Annotated in this window: 15 protein-coding genes; 8 read left to right on the top strand and 7 right to left on the bottom strand. The window is 61.5% G+C overall.

Features of this window, described 5'->3' with window-relative positions; all coding sequences use genetic code 11:
* Positions 1-165 precede the first annotated feature (165 nt).
* From selA to hypA, 7 genes are all read left to right on the top strand, one after another.
* On the top strand, positions 166-1,644 hold the full coding sequence (gene selA, locus I6L34_RS20910; protein ID WP_216955277.1) for an L-seryl-tRNA(Sec) selenium transferase: 1,479 nt from the start codon (positions 166-168) through the stop codon (positions 1,642-1,644).
* Between the two features lie 4 nt (positions 1,645-1,648).
* Complete coding sequence (selB, locus tag I6L34_RS20905) at positions 1,649-3,544, top strand: selenocysteine-specific translation elongation factor (RefSeq protein ID WP_216955276.1); 1,896 nt, start codon at positions 1,649-1,651, stop codon at positions 3,542-3,544.
* Positions 3,541-5,979, top strand: coding sequence for a carbamoyltransferase HypF (gene hypF / locus I6L34_RS20900; protein WP_216955275.1), 2,439 nt, complete (start codon positions 3,541-3,543; stop codon positions 5,977-5,979). The genes selB and hypF overlap by 4 nt, the downstream gene beginning before the upstream one ends.
* 5 nt (positions 5,980-5,984) lie before the next feature.
* Complete coding sequence (locus tag I6L34_RS20895; RefSeq protein ID WP_040065728.1) at positions 5,985-6,236, top strand: HypC/HybG/HupF family hydrogenase formation chaperone; 252 nt, start codon at positions 5,985-5,987, stop codon at positions 6,234-6,236.
* Complete coding sequence (gene hypD, locus I6L34_RS20890; RefSeq protein ID WP_216955274.1) at positions 6,230-7,348, top strand: hydrogenase formation protein HypD; 1,119 nt, start codon at positions 6,230-6,232, stop codon at positions 7,346-7,348. Before I6L34_RS20895 ends, hypD begins: the two co-directional genes overlap by 7 nt.
* Positions 7,345-8,349 carry a hydrogenase expression/formation protein HypE gene (gene hypE, locus I6L34_RS20885; protein WP_171280665.1) on the top strand — a complete coding sequence of 335 codons (1,005 nt, stop codon included), beginning with the start codon at positions 7,345-7,347 and terminating at the stop codon, positions 8,347-8,349. Before hypD ends, hypE begins: the two co-directional genes overlap by 4 nt.
* A gap of 69 nt (positions 8,350-8,418) precedes the next feature.
* On the top strand, positions 8,419-8,760 hold the full coding sequence (gene hypA / locus I6L34_RS20880; protein ID WP_005333346.1) for a hydrogenase maturation nickel metallochaperone HypA: 342 nt from the start codon (positions 8,419-8,421) through the stop codon (positions 8,758-8,760).
* On the opposite strand, the gene I6L34_RS21930 is transcribed toward hypA, so the two are convergent.
* Positions 8,738-9,112, bottom strand: coding sequence for a hypothetical protein (locus I6L34_RS21930; RefSeq protein ID WP_254202905.1), 375 nt, complete (start codon positions 9,110-9,112; stop codon positions 8,738-8,740). The two genes, hypA and I6L34_RS21930, sit on opposite strands and share 23 nt — an antisense overlap.
* Between I6L34_RS21930 and hypB the strand changes: the two genes are divergently transcribed.
* The gene (gene hypB, locus I6L34_RS20870; protein ID WP_254202985.1) at positions 8,999-9,859 is read left to right on the top strand and encodes a hydrogenase nickel incorporation protein HypB; all 861 of its coding nucleotides are present in this window, start codon (positions 8,999-9,001) and stop codon (positions 9,857-9,859) included. The two genes, I6L34_RS21930 and hypB, sit on opposite strands and share 114 nt — an antisense overlap.
* A 154-nt stretch (positions 9,860-10,013) precedes the next feature.
* Here hypB and I6L34_RS20865 read toward each other — a convergent pair whose 3' ends face one another.
* From I6L34_RS20865 to I6L34_RS20840, 6 genes are all read right to left on the bottom strand, one after another.
* Positions 10,014-10,862, bottom strand: coding sequence for a hypothetical protein (locus I6L34_RS20865; RefSeq protein WP_139399792.1), 849 nt, complete (start codon positions 10,860-10,862; stop codon positions 10,014-10,016).
* A gap of 234 nt (positions 10,863-11,096) precedes the next feature.
* The gene (locus I6L34_RS20860) at positions 11,097-11,729 is read right to left on the bottom strand and encodes an ATP-binding cassette domain-containing protein (protein ID WP_216955272.1); all 633 of its coding nucleotides are present in this window, start codon (positions 11,727-11,729) and stop codon (positions 11,097-11,099) included.
* Positions 11,729-12,517 carry an ATP-binding cassette domain-containing protein gene (locus I6L34_RS20855; RefSeq protein WP_216955271.1) on the bottom strand — a complete coding sequence of 263 codons (789 nt, stop codon included), beginning with the start codon at positions 12,515-12,517 and terminating at the stop codon, positions 11,729-11,731. Before I6L34_RS20855 ends, I6L34_RS20860 begins: the two co-directional genes overlap by 1 nt.
* On the bottom strand, positions 12,511-13,326 hold the full coding sequence (locus I6L34_RS20850) for an ABC transporter permease (RefSeq protein WP_216955270.1): 816 nt from the start codon (positions 13,324-13,326) through the stop codon (positions 12,511-12,513). Before I6L34_RS20850 ends, I6L34_RS20855 begins: the two co-directional genes overlap by 7 nt.
* Complete coding sequence (locus I6L34_RS20845) at positions 13,316-14,326, bottom strand: ABC transporter permease (RefSeq protein ID WP_216955269.1); 1,011 nt, start codon at positions 14,324-14,326, stop codon at positions 13,316-13,318. The genes I6L34_RS20850 and I6L34_RS20845 overlap by 11 nt, the downstream gene beginning before the upstream one ends.
* Positions 14,311-15,921, bottom strand: a complete 1,611-nt coding sequence (locus I6L34_RS20840; protein WP_216955268.1) for an ABC transporter substrate-binding protein — start codon at positions 15,919-15,921, stop codon at positions 14,311-14,313. The genes I6L34_RS20845 and I6L34_RS20840 overlap by 16 nt, the downstream gene beginning before the upstream one ends.
* Positions 15,922-16,019: the final 98 nt, after the last annotated feature.

Here is a 16,019-nt window from a genome sequence, read left to right as displayed (position 1 = left end):
AAATTAATTTATCAGCATCGATGCAGCATTAATTTATACCCGCTCATTGATGCACCCAGTTTGTAGTCGTCCGCAAATCGCCAGTAGTGCCATAACCCGTCAGCTCGGCCTCTCTATCGGCAAACCGGTGCGCATCCCGAACCCACGCACTGCACTGGTAATTCCATGCCGAACTCGTCTCACGCGCCAGCCATCCCCCATCGCCAGCCCGCATCAGGTACGGCTGCCGGCGATTCACAGCCAGATTCTCAGCAACAGCCCGGCCAGCAACCAACGCGCCGTCTGCCGCAAGTGGAACAGCTGCTGCAGCAACCCTTTCTCGCCGGATTTATCGAGGCGCTGAGCCGCCCGCTGGTGACTCAGGCGGTACGCGATACCCTGAGCGAGCTGCGCCAGAGCGAAGATTTTCGCCAGCATGGCGTCGCCCCCGAGCAGATCGAGGCGCTGATTGCCAAACGCTGTCGGCAACAGTTGCGCCAGCGCCAGACCCGGGTGATCAACGCCACCGGCACCCTGGTGCATACCAATCTGGGGCGCTCGCCATTAAGTCACGAGCTGTGGGACGAGGTGCGTGACCTCAACACCGGGTACAACAATCTGGAGCTGGATCTCGCCACCGGCAAGCGCGGCGGGCGCAAGGGGCTGATCGCCCCCCTGCTCCGTTGCCTCACCCAGGCCGAGGATTCGCTGGTGGTCAACAACAACGCCGCTTCGCTCTTTTTGCTGCTGCAGGAGGTGGCCAAGGGGCGCGAGGTGATCGTCTCGCGCGGCGAGCAGATCCAGATTGGCGGCGGCTTTCGCATCCCCGACATTCTGGCCCTCTCCGGCGCCAAACTGGTGGAGGTGGGCACCACCAATATCACTACCGCCAAAGATTACCTCGATGCCATCACCGATCAGACCGCGCTGGTGCTGATGGTGCACAGATCCAATTTCGCCATTCGCGGCTTTACCGAATCACCCGATATCGGCGAGGTGGCCCGCGCCCTGCCCGAGCACGTGGTGCTGGCGGTGGATCAGGGGTCAGGCTTGACCAGCGAGGAGTTTGCGCCGGATGAAACCTCGGTGCGCCAGTACATCAAGGCGGGGGCGGATCTGGTCTGCTACTCCGGTGACAAGCTCTTGGGTGGCCCGCAATCGGGCATCATCAGCGGCCGCAGCGACCTTATCAAGCGGCTGGAAAAACACCCCATGATGCGCACCTTCCGCCCGAGCCGCATCGTCTACTCCCTGCTCGAACGCCTGCTCATCCACAAGCTCAACAAGTCCCCCATCGGCGAGGGCATCGCCCAGCGCACCTTGAGCAACCCTGCCGCCATGCAGGCGAGAGCCGACCAGCTGATGGCCGCCCTGCCCGGCGGCTTTGTGCCGGTTCCCGCCCAGCTGGTGGTGGGCGGTGGCACCTTGCCGGACGAGTTTTATCCGGCCCCTGCGCTCGAATGCACCGACCCGCGTCCGGCCCAGCAGTTGCTCGACGCCCTGCGCGAACTGCCGGTGCCGGTCATCGCCACCGTGCGCCAGCAGAAGGTACTGCTCAATATGGCCACCCTGCTGCCGACCGAGATGGAACTGCTGATCGCCCAACTCAGGGAGTTGCTACTGCCCGCCCCGTTCAATGCAACAAATGCGACCGAGGAGCCCTGATCCCATGACTTCCTATCGCGCTGTTATCGGCCTTGCTGGCCACGTAGATCACGGCAAGACCCTGCTGATCAAGGCCCTCACCGGCATCACCACGGCCCGCGCCCATGAGCAGGCCATCGGCATGACCCAGGATCTCGGCTTTGCCCACTTCGACGACGGTCAGGGCAACACCATCGGCGTCATCGACGTGCCCGGCCACGAGCGCTATATCCGCAATATGGTGGCGGGGCTCTGGAGTCTGGATCTGGTGCTGCTGGTGATTGCCGCCGACGAGGGGTGGATGCCGATGACCGGCGATCACCTGCGCCTGCTCAAGGCGATGGGGGTGCCGCGTCTCTTGGTCTGCATCAACAAGTGCGATCTGGTCTCCCCCGACGAGCTTTTGCTGTTGGAAGAGAGCCTGCTGGAGCGGGTGATGGACGAGAGCGGCATGGTGCCCGACCTCGTCAGCGTCAGCGCCAAAACCGGCGCCAATATGGCTGCCCTGCACGCCGCCATCGTGCGCCAGCTTGCCGATCTGCCAGCTTCACAAGCGGCTCGCGAGCAGGGCGCCCCGCGACTGTATGTTGATCGTGTCTTTACCGCCAATGGCACCGGCACCGTGCTTACCGGCACCTTGCAGCAGGGCCGCCTCAAGGTGGGGGACAAGCTGCGCCTCTACCCCGCCGATCGGGAGGTACAAATCCGCTCCCTGCAGGCCTATCACCAGAGCGTCGACGAGATCGGCGCCGTCTGCCGGGTGGCGGTGGGCCTTAAAAAAGTGCCTAACAAGGAGGTGGCACGCGGCCACTGCCTTACCAGCGCCGCTGGCCAGTGCGAGGCGGCAACCCACCTTATCGTGCGACTCAACGCCGAGAGCCTGAGCGGCAAGGCGCTGCGCCCCTCTCTGCACAACAAGGAGGTCGAAGTAGCCCTTGGCAGCTGGCATGGCCGGGCGCGCTTTGTGCCAATAAAAAACACCCGGCTGGCGCGGCTGATCTTTGCCAACCCCATCCCCTGCTTCTTTGGCCAGCCGCTCGCCATCATTCGCCACGGCAGCAGCGAACTGCTGCACGGCGCCCGTATCGTCTGGTGCGGTGACATCCATCCCGCCAGACGCAAGGCGCTGCACGCCCTGCTGGGTGAGCTGCCTGATGACTTGGAGCACTACAACCCGGCCACCCTGCAACTGGGCCTCAATGGCTATGTGCTGGCCAGCCGCTTTGACCAGCAACCCGAGCAGGTCACCCCCCTCGGTGAGTGGCTGCTGGATAACTGCTGGCTGGCCCAACGCCGCGACCAGCTGCTCGCCACGCTGGCCAGCGAACCGCTGAGTGCCGCCGAGCTGGCAACCCGCTTTGGCATCGCCCTGCCGGTCACTCAGGCCTTGCTCCAGCAGCTCAAGAGCGAGCAGCTTGTTCGCCTGCACCATGACAAGTGGCAACCGGGCAGCGGTGAGTCGGAAGATGATCTGGGGGAAGAGGCACAGCTGGTGCTCAAGGTGGTGCGAGATCAAGGCAAGGAGGGTTACGAGCCCGGTAAACTGGGCCCCGGCGGCGTGGAGCTGGACCCCTTTATCACCCGCAAGCTGCCCGCGGCCCTGCAGCAGGGCCTGCTACAAAAAGGTGCGTTGCAAAAGCAGCTGCGCAATCTGGCGCGACTCAAGTATCTGGTGCAGCTCGATGGCCCCATCTACTACGACGCCGAGCTTTACAACCAGATGGTCGCCGCCGTGCTGGCGGGCCAGCAGGTGGGAGATCTGATCGACATGGCATCCCTCAAGGAGATCACCGGTTTGTCGCGCAAATACGCCATTCCGTTCTGCCTGCGCATGGAGATGGATGGCTGGGTGCGGCGCGAGGAGAACGAACGCCGGGTGCTGCGTCTCCCAGCCAGTCAAGATGAGATGGAGCCGGCATGAGCACCACCATCGCCCACTCTGGCTCTGCCAATCCTGTGGCCAACCGGCTGCGCCGCGAATTTCATATCGACGGCATCGTACAGGGGGTCGGCTTTCGCCCTTTCGTCTATGGGCTGGCGCTGCGCCACGGCCTTGCCGGTTATGTGTTGAACGATGCCAACGGCGTCACCATTGGCGCCGAAGGATCGCCCGAGCAGCTCGCCAGCTTTGCCCGCGAACTGCGGGAACTGGCACCGCCGCTGAGCCGCATCGATCATTTCAGCGAGCGGGAACTGCCCCTTGCTCATGATCCCGACTTCGATGGCCAATTTCATGGCCAGTTTCGAATTAAAGCGAGCCAGCAGCAGAGCGCGGCCACGGTCGCCATCTCGCCGGATCAGGGAATGTGCGAGACATGTGCCCGGGATGTGGCCAACCCCAACGATCGCCACCATCGCTACCCTTTTACCAACTGCACCCACTGCGGCCCGCGCTACACCATTATCCGCCGCCTCCCCTACGACCGCCCCCATACCGCCATGGCGGGCTTTGCCATGTGCCCGCGCTGTGCGGCGGCCTATGAAAACCCGCTGGACAGACGCTACCACGCCCAGCCGGTGAGCTGCCCCGAGTGCGGACCTCATCTCAGCTGGCGAAATGGCCACGGCGATGCGCTGGCCGAGCGCGAGGATGCCCTGCAGGCCGCTGCCCGCACCCTGCAAGCGGGAGCACTGATTGCGGTCAAGGGCATGGGGGGTTATCACCTGATGTGTGATGCCCGCAATGAACAGAGTGTGGCCAGATTGCGAACGCTCAAGCGGCGCGCACGCAAGCCGCTGGCGGTGATGATGGGCTCCCTTGCCGAGGCCAAATTGCATGTCACCGGCTGCGAGGCAGAGTGGACGCTGCTCACCTCTCAGGCCAGACCCATCACCTTGCTGCGCAAGCGAAAAAGCGATGATCGGCCGTCAGAATCCCAACTGACAACGGCGCCGCTGGCCGAGGGGATCGCCCCCGGCATCCCCTACCTTGGGGTCATGCTCCCCTATACCCCGCTCCATCAGCTGCTGCTGGACGCCTGCGCCATGCCGCTGGTGGCCACCAGCGCCAATGGTCGCGGCAGCCCAATCCTTATCGAGTGCGAGGCGGTGGTCAGGGAACTCGGCCGCGAGATTGACGGCATCCTGGATCACAACCGCCCCATCCTGCACCCGTGCGACGACAGTCTGGTGCAGTGGGCGGGCGGACGACGCCAGACGTTGCGGCTGGCCCGAGGCTATGCCCCCTGCACCCCCAGCCTGCAAGAGGCGGTCAGGGTGCCGCTCTTGGCGGTCGGGGCGCAGCAGAAGAACCAGCTGGCGCTCGCCTTCGGCCGCCAGCGCATCTACAGCCCCTATATCGGCGATCTGCACAGCCTGCCGATGCAGGAGCACTTCGAGCAGACCCTGGCCACCTTTCGCGATCTCTACGATCTCAACCCCGAAGTGCTGGTCTCGGATCGCCACCCCGGCTACCTCAGCCACCAGTGGGCCAAAAGCTATTGCCAGGATCAGGGTACCACCCAACTCGAGGTGCAGCACCATCACGCCCACCTGCTGGGGGTGATGGCCGAGCACAACATCACGGGCCCGGTGCTGGGGGTTGCCTTCGATGGCACCGGCCTTGGCGATGACGGCACCCTCTGGGGCGGCGAGCTGCTGCTCGCAGACGTTCAGAGCTTTACGCGCGTTGCCCACCTTGCCCCCTTCAAGCTGATCGGCGGCGAGGCGGCGATCCGCGAGCCGTTGCGCCAACTGCTGGGACTGCTGTTTGAATCGCATAGCCCTGAGGAGATCAGCGCCCTCGATATTCCGCTGATCAACAAACTGCCCCTTAAGCGGATCAGCAACCTGCACCAGCTCTGGCATCTCGCTCGCAACGCCCCCTACACCAGCTCCATCGGTCGGCTGTTCGATGCGGTGGCGGCGCTCTTGGGGGTGATCGACACCCCCGATTACGAGGGCGAAGCGGGACTCTTGCTGGAGGCGGCCGCCTTGCAGCTGGCCCCCGATGAAGCGCCCTTCCCCCTCGCCTTTGATCTCAGCCAATCAACAGAGGGGCCACTGCAGATCCAGTGGGCCAAGCTGATCCATACCCTTGTCAGCGAGCGGCGCAAAGGCACCTCCACCGTCAGCCTGGCCGCCGGTTTTATCCGCGCCATCAGCGCTCTGGTCATCGCTCTGGCCGAGCGTTTCCCCGGCTATCCGGTGGCGCTCGGGGGGGGCGTCTTTCAAAACCGGGTGCTGATGGACCAGCTGGTGCCCGCTCTCGAAGCCGCCGGCCGGCAGGTATTGACCAGCGAAACCCTGCCGCTCAATGACGGTGGCATCGCCGCCGGTCAGCTCTGGTTTGCCATCCACCATATTGCCACGCACCAGCCTGCCACAGCCGGTTGTGCCACCTTGTCGGAGTCCTGAAATCCATGTGTCTATCCATCCCCTCTCAGGTGGTGCAACTGCACCCCGAAGATAACTGCGTCACCGTCGACACCCTGGGGGTGCAGCGGCGCGTCAGCTGCATGCTGCTCGAAGAGCCCCTCCAGGTGGGCGACTATGTGCTGCTCCATATCGGCTTTGTGATGAGCAAGATTGACGAAGAGGAGGCGCAGGCCAGCCTCGAGAGCTTCCGCCAGATGGTGGCCCTGATGCCCAAGCAGGATATCTTGCCATGCTGACCCTCAATGATCTCTTTCAGGGCTTTCGCCAACCCGAGGTGATCCGCGCCCTCGCCGCCCAGATCACCGAACTGGCCAAAGATCTGCCCGAACCGCTGCGGGTGATGGAGGTGTGCGGCGGCCATACCCATACCATCATGAAGTACGGCCTGCACCAGCTGCTGCCGGCCAGCATCGAGTTTGTCCACGGCCCCGGCTGCCCGGTCTGCATCATGCCAAAAGAGCGCATCGATCAGGCCATCGAGCTGGCGAGCCAGCCCAACGTCATTCTGGTGACGTTGGGGGACATGATCCGGGTGCCGGGCTCCAGGGGCACGCTGGCCCAGCAGCGCGCCAAAGGGAGCGATATCCGTCCGGTCTATGACCCCCTCGACGCCTTGCGCATCGCCAAAGAAAACCCGGAAAAAACCGTGGTCTTCTTCGCCATCGGTTTCGAGACCTCCACCCCGATGACAGCTGCGCTGCTGGCTGCCGCTGAAGAGCAAGGGGCCCTGAACCTGCTGTTTCATATCAACCATGTGCTGGTGCCGCCAGCCATTCATGCGGTGATGGCCGACGGGGTGGCCAAGGTGAACGCCTTTATCGGCCCCTCCCACGTCAGTGTCATTACCGGCGCCGATATCTACCTGCCCATCGTCGATCGCTATCAGGTGCCGGTGGTGGTGAGCGGCTTCGAGCCGGTGGATGTGATGGAGGCGCTCTTGATGATGGTGCGCCAGAAGGTGGAGGGTCGCTACGCGCTGGAGGTGCAATACAGCCGCGCCGTCACCGCCAGCGGCAATAAAGCCGCCCAGCGGCTGGTCGAGCGCTTTTTCGAGACCCGCGAGCACTTTCGCTGGCGAGGCCTGGGGGATATCAACGCCTCCGCCCTGCGCCTGCGCGATGCGTTTGCCAAGCGCGATGCGGAGCGCCACTTCGCGCTCAATCAGACCCCCATCGATGACCACAAGGCGTGCCAGTGCGCCGATATCCTGCGCGGCCTGGCCAAACCCAACCAGTGCAAAGTCTTTGGCCGGGGCTGCACCCCGACCCAGCCCATGGGCAGCTGCATGGTCAGCTCCGAGGGGGCCTGCAATGCCTACTACCGATATATGGGGATCCAGGAACAATGAGAGAAATCCAACTTAGCCACGGCGGCGGCGGTGTAGAGATGAACCAGCTGATCAATCAGCTCTTCTTTCGCCACTTTGGCAACGAGATCCTGCTACGCGGTGAAGATGCCGCCCTGTTGCCGGTAGAGGGCCCCGTCGCCTTCACCACCGACAGCTTTACCGTCTCGCCGCTCTTCTTCGAGGGGGGCGATATCGGCAAGCTGGCCATCGCCGGTACGGTCAACGATCTCGCCATGATGGGGGCCAAGCCCGAGTATCTGAGCTGCAGCTTTATCATCGAGGAGGGCTTCCCCTACGCCGATCTCGCCCGCATCGTCGAGTCGATGGCCGCGGAGCTTGCCAAGAGCGGCGCCCGTATCGTCTGCGGCGACACCAAGGTGGTGCCCAAGGGGGCAGCCGACAAGATCTTTATCAACACCAGCGGGGTCGGCACCTTCCCTCTGCCTGAACAGAGCCGGGGCATTTCGGTGCGGAGCCTCAAGGCCGGTGACGCCATTCTGGTGTCGCGGGATATCGGCAGCCACGGCGCCTGCATCCTGATGGCCCGTGATGCCCTGCAGCTGGGATCTGATCTCAAGAGCGACTGCACCACCCTCTGGCCACAGGTAGAAGCGCTGCTAAAAGCGGGTATTACCCCTCACGCCCTGCGCGATGCCACCCGCGGTGGCCTTGCCGCCGTGCTCAACGAGTGGAGCAGCGCCTCCGGTGTTGCCATCGAGCTGGAGGAATCCGCCATTCCGGTGTGCGATCCGGTGCGCGGCCTGTGCGAGCTCTACGGTTTCGAGCCCCATGATCTCGCCAACGAGGGGACCATGGTGCTGGCCCTGCCTGCCGAACAGGCGCAGGACGCACTGGGCATCTTGCGGCAATTCAACCCCGCCGCCAGCCAGATCGGCGTGGTGCAGGCGAGCGATCGTCACAAGGTGATCCTCAACAACCCCTGGGGAAGCCGCCGCTATCTGGAGCTGCCGCAAGGGGAGCTGCTGCCGCGGATCTGTTGAGCGGCCATGCCGTTCCGTCAATTACAGGGGGGAGTCACGGCTCCTCCCCATATAGGTTAAGGAGCCACCATGCACGAAATGTCTCTGGCCATGGCCGCCATCGATCTGGCGGCCGAGCAGGCCACCCAGCGGGGGTTTACCAAGGTGACCGCCCTCTGGCTCGAGGTCGGCAGCTTCTCCTGCGTCGACCCGGACACCATTGCCTTCTGTTTCGAGGCGGCCGCCAAGGGCACCGCCGTCGAGGGGGCCCAACTGCACTTTCAACACCAGGCGGCAGAGGCCTGGTGTTATGACTGCAACAAGACGGTCACCCTCACCGAACGCGGGCAGGCCTGTCCCGAGTGTGGCGGATACAAATTACGAGTCGCGCAGGGTGATAGCCTGCGCATCACCGACATCGAGGTAAGTTGATATGTGTAGCGTATGCGGATGCGGCCAGGCGCGGATCGCCGGCCATGAGCACGATCATGAGCATCATCACGAACATGAACATCACCATGAACATGGTCATGAGCACGACCATCATCATGCTCATGATGCCCATCACCATCATGACCACGAGCAGGGTGCGCCGCGCACCCTGATCATTCACCACCACTATCACCATCAGGGGGATGTCCATCACCACTACCACGGGATGAGGGCTCCCATAAGCCATGATGGGCATGCTCACCCCCATGAGCACCACCATGATCACCCCCACGACCATCATCATGATCATGCCCACACTCATGACCACGGCCATTCCCACGCGCATCCCCATGATCACAGCCATGACCATGACCATGACCATGACCATGACCATCAGCAGGGTGATCTGCACTACGGCAAAGGGGAAGCGGGGTTGTCGGTGCCCGGCATGGGGCAGCGCCAGCTGATCGCCATCGAGATGGATGTGCTGGCCAAGAACAATGCGCTGGCGGCCCACAACCGCGAACACTTCGACGAGGCTGCCCAGCTGGTGCTCAACCTGGTCTCTAGCCCGGGTTCAGGCAAAACCACTTTGCTGTGCGAAACCCTGCGCCTGCTGGCCGACAAGCGCCCCTGCGCGGTGATCGAAGGGGATCAGCAGACCAGCGCCGATGCGGATCGCATCCGTGCCACCGGTGTCCCTGCCGTGCAGATCAACACCGGCAAGGGCTGCCATCTGGACGCCAAAATGGTCCACGACGCCTGCCACCAGCTGCCCGCCAATCAAGGGGGCATCCTCTTTATCGAGAATGTGGGCAATCTGGTCTGCCCCGCCAGCTTCGATCTCGGCGAGAAGTACAAGGTGGCGATCCTCTCCGTCACCGAGGGGGAAGAGAAGCCGCTGAAATACCCGGACATGTTCGCCGCCGCCCAGCTGATGGTGATCAACAAGATCGATCTGCTGCCCTACGTCAGCTTTGACGTGGCCCGCTGCATCGAGAACGCCAAACGGGTCAACCCCTATATTCAGGTGATCCAGGTCAGCGCCACCACAGGCGAAGGGATGGATGCCTGGCTTAACTGGCTGGCTACGGCCTGAACCAGAACCGGTTAAACGCCGCTGATAACGGTAGAAAACAAGAGAGGGAGGCCGATGCCTCCCTCTTCTATATGCTGATTGCAAAATAGTAGGGCCTTAAGCATTCAATACCTTCTGCACTGACCCACTATTAAGAAGAGATATATAGTCTTTTTTATCTCACATACACCATTAACTGGTCGCTATAAGAGTACTCTTGGCTATTACTCCTACCATCGATAGTCCAAAGTGGGTATTTTTTAGAATGAAAATATAAGTTTCCTTGATACACTTCTTGAGGATGTCCGACATAAGTATAATCCAGACCACTCCCATCACATCCAGAATCCTCTGCATGCAGAAGTACCCGTGAACCCAGATCATCAGATAGTGGTTCACATATATCTTTGGCACTTGCAGACAATATATTCATAACACCCCAAACGCCAGTATTAGGTTGAACGAAAAGGATCTCTTTCATTTTTTTCTTGAGACTTATCCACTCTTCACTTTTAATATACTGACTCTTATCAAGAGTCGTTATTTTATCGACTGAACTACCAACACTACCTCCCATTCGGATAGCAACAAGTTGCCAGCCTCCGCCATCAACATCCATATTACAGTACTGGCCATTGTACCAGCCGGTTTGAATTGCACCAGAGCATCCTTCGCTTTCAGCGTCGGGACTTAAAAGACGGAAATCACCACCATTTCCATTCGAATCGTACCAGTTACCTTTATACTGACCATCTTCAGACTTAGTCCCAATATAGTAACTAACATTGTCTTTTGTTGTTTTATCAAAGCGTATAACTTTCTCATTGTCCGAAAATGATCCCCGTGTGACAAAGGATTCATCATATCCAGAGAATGCACCCTGTTGCTTGTTGACTTTTAAAGCAATAGACGTACCTTCAGTTACCACTCCATCGACAATACCATCTTGCTCTAGTTGGTATTCAACGACTGTTGCATTAACACCAAATGCCATAGCTAAAATAGAAATGTAAATAGCCTTCATAATTCATCCCATGCGTGACATAAATCACATCAATTTCCACACGAAGCCTCTATCGAGACCCACGAAAGATAAGATATATCGACTAACATGTACAGCGCTTTCAAATCAAAAACCATAAATAACAATTCTATTATTTGGGCTTGCTAAGTCATCGTTTTAGATGGAATCCTCACAAATATCGACCAAATACGAAAGGTTTTCACCCCAACTAATGAGAAACATTAAAACACGATTTCAGTTAGTTAAGGCTTTTGAGATAAATGGACACACATCAAATATGTCCACCCGATGGCAGATCTGGCGCAGCAGCGCCTGCTGGTGACTGAAGATCACCATGCCAAGCCCGCGCTGTTCGCACTCACGCATTAACTCCTGCCAAATATGGCGCTGGATTTGCGGGTCCAGCTGGGCAGTCACCTCATCGGCAATCAGCAGACGAGTGCGAGGATCGAGGGCGCGCAGCAGCGCGATGCGGGCCAACTCGCCACCGGAGAGTTGACCGGGTTTACGACCGAGCCACGCAGGCTTGACCATATAGCGGGCCAGCATGGCGTCATCGGGGCGCCATACATCCCACAGCGCCTGCCCGGTGGTGCGATAGGGATTGAAGGTCAGTTCCGGGTGCTGGGGCACCAGCTGGATGGGGTTATAACCTTTTACATGTTCAGGTACTGGCTGCCCATCCAGCAGGATCTGCCCGCCGGCCCCAACCGGTTGCCAACCGGCCAATATCCGCCCCAGCGTGGTCTTGCCATAACCGCTGGGGGCAGAGATACCGAGCCGCTCGCCCGCTTTCACTGTCAGCGATAACCCCTGCCAGAGGGGACGTTCCCCCTGGGCGATAGTGAGATTTCGTACTTCCAACATCAGGAGACCTCCGGCACAGAGAAGAGCGCGTTGAATTCCGGCAGCGCCTGCCAGTGGGCACGGAGCATCTCGCTCCCCTGCCCTTGCCGCAGATGGTGGCTGCTCAAGGTATCGCTCACTTGGCCCTTATGGAGCGCGATTATGCGATCGGCAAAGCGGGCCGCCAGCGCCAGATCGTGGGTGACCCAGAGGATACCGCTGCCCTGATTGGCCAATTCACGCAACTGACCGAGCAGCAGACAGGCCAGCTCTTCGTCGAGCCAGGCGGTGATCTCGTCTGCCAGAATGTAGCGAGCGCCGCCGAGGGCCGCGGTGCAGGCCAGAATGCGCTTGGCCATGCCGCCGGAGAGCTGGCGCGGGAATCTGTCCAGGGTGGTCGCGGGCAGCTGATAGCGCAGCAACTGCTCGCCGAGCCGCTCGCGAGAACCGCTCTGGCCGCAGAGGCGTGCCGCACGTCCCAGCTGACGCTCCACCGTCAGCAGCGGATTGAGGGCGCTTACCCCCTGTGGCACATAGCAGAGGGTGTGGCCGCGCAGACGGGCCCGGCTGACATCGCACAGCGGTGTGCCATCGAGGGAGATGGTGCCGCGCATGCGCAGATTGTCCGGCAGCAGGGTCAGGGCGCTTTGCAGCAGCAGGCTCTTGCCCTCGCCGCTCCCCCCCACCAGCGCCACTATCTCCCTCGGCGCCAGTTGCAGGCTGATATCGGTCAGCAAAGGCTGCCAGCTGCGCCGCCCCAGCCAGGAGTAGTTGGCCGCTTCTATGGTCACCTGATCAAAACTCAGCATGGTTCACTCCTGTGCCACAGCAGCTGTTGCAAGGCGCGGGTAGCCTGATCAAACAGCAGAACCAGCAGCAACAACATCAGCCCCGGGAAGAGGGCCAGCCACCAGCCGCCACCCGCCAGATAACGCAAGGCATCGGCCAGCAGCAGGCCCAGCGAGGCCTCGTGGGCCGCCAGACCAAAGCCGAGAAAGCTCAAGGCTGCGCTGTGCAGCACCGCATGGGGAAACATCAGCAGGGTGCCGATAAACCACTGGGGCAAAAGCCCCGGCAGCAGGTGAATGCGCCAGCGACGCAGCGCCCCCATCCCCTGACTGCGTGCCAGCACCACATAGTCGCTGCAGACGATCCGCCGCGCTTCTGCGCGGAGAATGAGCGCCAGTTTGGGCCAGTGGGTGAGCGCCACCGCCAGGATCACCCCGCGCATACCGCCCCCCACGGTAAAGCAGATAAGGATCAAGAGCAGCATATGGGGCAACGCCAGCATGGCGTCGATAAGCAGCCGCACCGCCGCATCGCATCTGGGATGAATGAGCGATACGCTGGCCGCCACCATGGCCAGCAGGCCACTGCAGAGGGCCGTGCTGATCCCCAGCTCCAGACTGGTAAGGGTGCCCTGAAAGGCGCGCAACCAGAGATCCCGCCCCATCTGATCGGTACCGAACCATTGGGTCAGCGAGGGAGGCTGCTGGCGCGCCAGCAGATCCATCGGCACATCCTGATGAGAGAGGCTCCAGCCGTAAGTGGCCAGCAGCGCCAATCCGAGCAGGGCAAAAACCAGCCGTAGTATGGAGGGAAGCGGATTAAACAGCATGCTCACCCTCCCAGCCCCGATTGATGCGGGCCAGCAGCAAACTGGCCACCGTGTTGCCAATAAAGACCAGCAGGGTGCAGAAAAGCACTATGCCCATCAGCAAGGGGATATCGCCCCTGAGCCCCGCATCCACAGTGGCCTGGCCGAGCCCCGGATAGGAGAAGACCTTCTCCGCCAACAGCGAGCCGCCAATCAGCTCGCCAAGGGAGGCAAACTGCAGGCAGAGCGCCGGGGTCAGGGCGTGGCGCAGCACGTGAAAACGCAGCATGGGCCAGCCGCCATCCCCCTGAGCCCGGGCGTAGCGGATAAAGTCGCTCTCCAGCACCTCGGCCACCCGCCCCCGGGTATGCAGGGCAATATTGCCCAGCCCGAGCAGGGCGAGCGTGGTGACCGGCAGCAACAGATGGCGCGCTCGCAATGCCCAATCCGCTTCCTCGGCAGCGAGCCCCGGCGTCCAGGCGCAGCAGACCGGCAACAGCGGCCAGTGCACCGCAAACAGGGCGAGCAGCAACAGGCCGACCCAGAAGGTGGGCAGGGAAGCGAGCAGATAGGCAAACCGGCAAATCAGGCGATCGGGCCAGCGATTGAGATAGCGACCGGCGCAGAGGCCCAGCAAAATCCCGAAAAAGCCGGATAGCAGCCAGGCGCCCGCCAGCAGCAGGAAGGAGGCGGCAAAGCGCTGGCCTATGACTTCACCCACAGGCGCGTTGTAGAGCATGGAGTAACCGAGATCCCCCTGCAGCACCTGGCTAAACCAGTGCCAATAGCGCAGCCAGAGCGGCTGATCCAGCCCCCAGCGGGCGGCAATGCGGGCGTACTGCTCCGGCGGCACATGGAGCAGATCATTGCCGATATATGCCTTGATGGGGTCGATGGGGGAGTAACTCAGCAGCACAAAGGTGGCGACCGAGACCAGACAGAGCAGCCCTGCCAGACGCAGCAGGGCTTTTAGCAACAGATAACCTGAATGACTCAAGGGCGAACTTAACGGCACGTCCACCGCCAATCCTGCAGGTTGTTGAGGAGTGACCAGCTACCGTGGATTTCCGGCGCCCCCTTGCCAAGATCGATGCAACGGTTGGCGAGATAGGTGTGCTGCACATTGAGCAGCCAGGCCCAGGCGGCATCTCCCTGCACTCCGGCGCCGCTCTTGCCATCCCACTCCACCTGTTGCCAGAACGGCACCGCCGCCTGCCAGTTCGGGGCATCCAACGCCTGCTTGAGGTGGCCATCCACCACAGGGTTGCTGTAGTAGCCCGGGTTGTAGAACTCAACACCACCGGAGCCGCTCTGGTAGTGGTGATAGAGCTCCATGGGATCCAGACTCCCCCACCCCATCAGCACCGGATTGGCGTGCATCTCCCGCTCCACCTGCTCCCAGCTGCCGGATTTAAGGCTCACTTCGAGGCCGATGGGTTTGAGCATGGCCCGCACCGCTTCCGCCAGATCCCGGCGGGTGCTGTCGCCGCTGGTGTACCAGAGGGTAAAGGCGGCGCGCAGATTGCCCTTGTGGCGAATGCCGTCACTGCCCATCTTCCAACCCGCCTCGTCGAGCAGGGCGTTGGCGTGGGCCGCATCGCCATCCTTGAAGGCGGTGGCCTTGTTTAGCCAAGGCAGGCCTTCCACCGCGCTGTAGGCGGGGATGGCGTGCCCCTCCAGCAGCTGGTCGGCCAGCAGCTTGCGGTCGATGGCGTAGTTGATGGCGCGGCGCACCGCCACATCCGAGGTCACGTCGTTGCCGATGGGATAGCCCTTGGCATCCTTGCCGCCAGCAGGCGGAATGGGGAATACGATGCCGCGATTCTCCACGCTCGGCCGCACCCAGAGCTTGAGGGCGGCAGGCACGGTGGGCGCCAGCGACGGGGCAATGCGCACCACATCGAGCTGGCTGCTCTGGGCCGCGGCATAGGCGCTCTCTTCATCGATAAAGACAAACACCAGCCGTTTGAAGTCATTGTTGCCGCCAGCGTAATAGGGGTTCGCCTCCACCACCAGTTGCTGGCCGGGCAGGAAGCTCACCAACCGGTAAGGGCCGGCACCGACCGGCTTTTGGGCATATGCTTTTGCGTCGTAATCCTTCTTCGACACTATGCCCAAAGATCCCAGCACGTTGACGAAGGTGCTCTGGGGGGCACTCAGGGTGATGGCAACCTCGGTGGGCGAGAGCACCTTGGCCGAGACAAAGTTGCCCATGTCGATCTTGCCGCCACCCTTGGCCGCGCAGTTGTAGGTAAAGGCCACATCCTCGGCGGTGAGCGCCGCGCCATTGGAGAATTTCAGGTCAGGCTTGAGGGTAATGATCCACCCCTTGCCATCCTTGCTCGGGGTCACCGCCTGGGTGAGCACATTCTGCCAGCTGAGATCGGCGTTCTGCTTGAGCAGCGGGCTATGCAGCAGCAGGTAGCTGCCGTGACTCCAGCCAAGCAGAGGGTCAAACCCTTCGGTGGGTTCGGCTCCGATGGCGAGCTTGAGCTCGGCAGGCACAGGTTGGGCAGCGGCCAGCGCCGCGTGGGAGGCGGTGCCCAGCAGCAGAGTCAACAGGGCGGCAGCACTGGTGCCACAGTAATGGCGAAGGGAATTGCGTGGAACAGTCATGGGGATCCTTCTTGTTTTGTACCACTCACGGATCATCACTCAAAAAAGAGGTGGAATGCGTGTCTGAACATGGGAGTGAGGGGCCAAAATGGCCCCCT

It is taken from the genome of Aeromonas sp. FDAARGOS 1404, assembly GCF_019047085.1.
In the GTDB taxonomy this organism is placed as follows: Bacteria; Pseudomonadota; Gammaproteobacteria; order Enterobacterales; family Aeromonadaceae; genus Aeromonas; species Aeromonas veronii.
Note: the sequence above shows the minus strand (reverse complement) of the source record. Positions and strands in the feature narration are given on the sequence as shown.

Coding starts and splice junctions, on each gene's coding strand:
- hypD (WP_216955274.1), top strand. CDS start 6,230: ATGCTGACCCTCAATGATCTCTTTCAGGGCTTTCGCCAACCCGAGGTG.
- I6L34_RS20860 (WP_216955272.1), bottom strand. CDS start 11,729: ATGTTGGAAGTACGAAATCTCACTATCGCCCAGGGGGAACGTCCCCTC.
- hypF (WP_216955275.1), top strand. CDS start 3,541: ATGAGCACCACCATCGCCCACTCTGGCTCTGCCAATCCTGTGGCCAAC.
- selB (WP_216955276.1), top strand. CDS start 1,649: ATGACTTCCTATCGCGCTGTTATCGGCCTTGCTGGCCACGTAGATCAC.
- I6L34_RS20865 (WP_139399792.1), bottom strand. CDS start 10,862: ATGAAGGCTATTTACATTTCTATTTTAGCTATGGCATTTGGTGTTAAT.
- I6L34_RS20850 (WP_216955270.1), bottom strand. CDS start 13,326: ATGCTGTTTAATCCGCTTCCCTCCATACTACGGCTGGTTTTTGCCCTG.
- selA (WP_216955277.1), top strand. CDS start 166: ATGCCGAACTCGTCTCACGCGCCAGCCATCCCCCATCGCCAGCCCGCA.
- I6L34_RS21930 (WP_254202905.1), bottom strand. CDS start 9,112: ATGGGGATGCGCGTGGGAATGGCCGTGGTCATGAGTGTGGGCATGATC.
- I6L34_RS20840 (WP_216955268.1), bottom strand. CDS start 15,921: ATGACTGTTCCACGCAATTCCCTTCGCCATTACTGTGGCACCAGTGCT.
- hypE (WP_171280665.1), top strand. CDS start 7,345: ATGAGAGAAATCCAACTTAGCCACGGCGGCGGCGGTGTAGAGATGAAC.
- I6L34_RS20855 (WP_216955271.1), bottom strand. CDS start 12,517: ATGCTGAGTTTTGATCAGGTGACCATAGAAGCGGCCAACTACTCCTGG.
- hypA (WP_005333346.1), top strand. CDS start 8,419: ATGCACGAAATGTCTCTGGCCATGGCCGCCATCGATCTGGCGGCCGAG.
- I6L34_RS20895 (WP_040065728.1), top strand. CDS start 5,985: ATGTGTCTATCCATCCCCTCTCAGGTGGTGCAACTGCACCCCGAAGAT.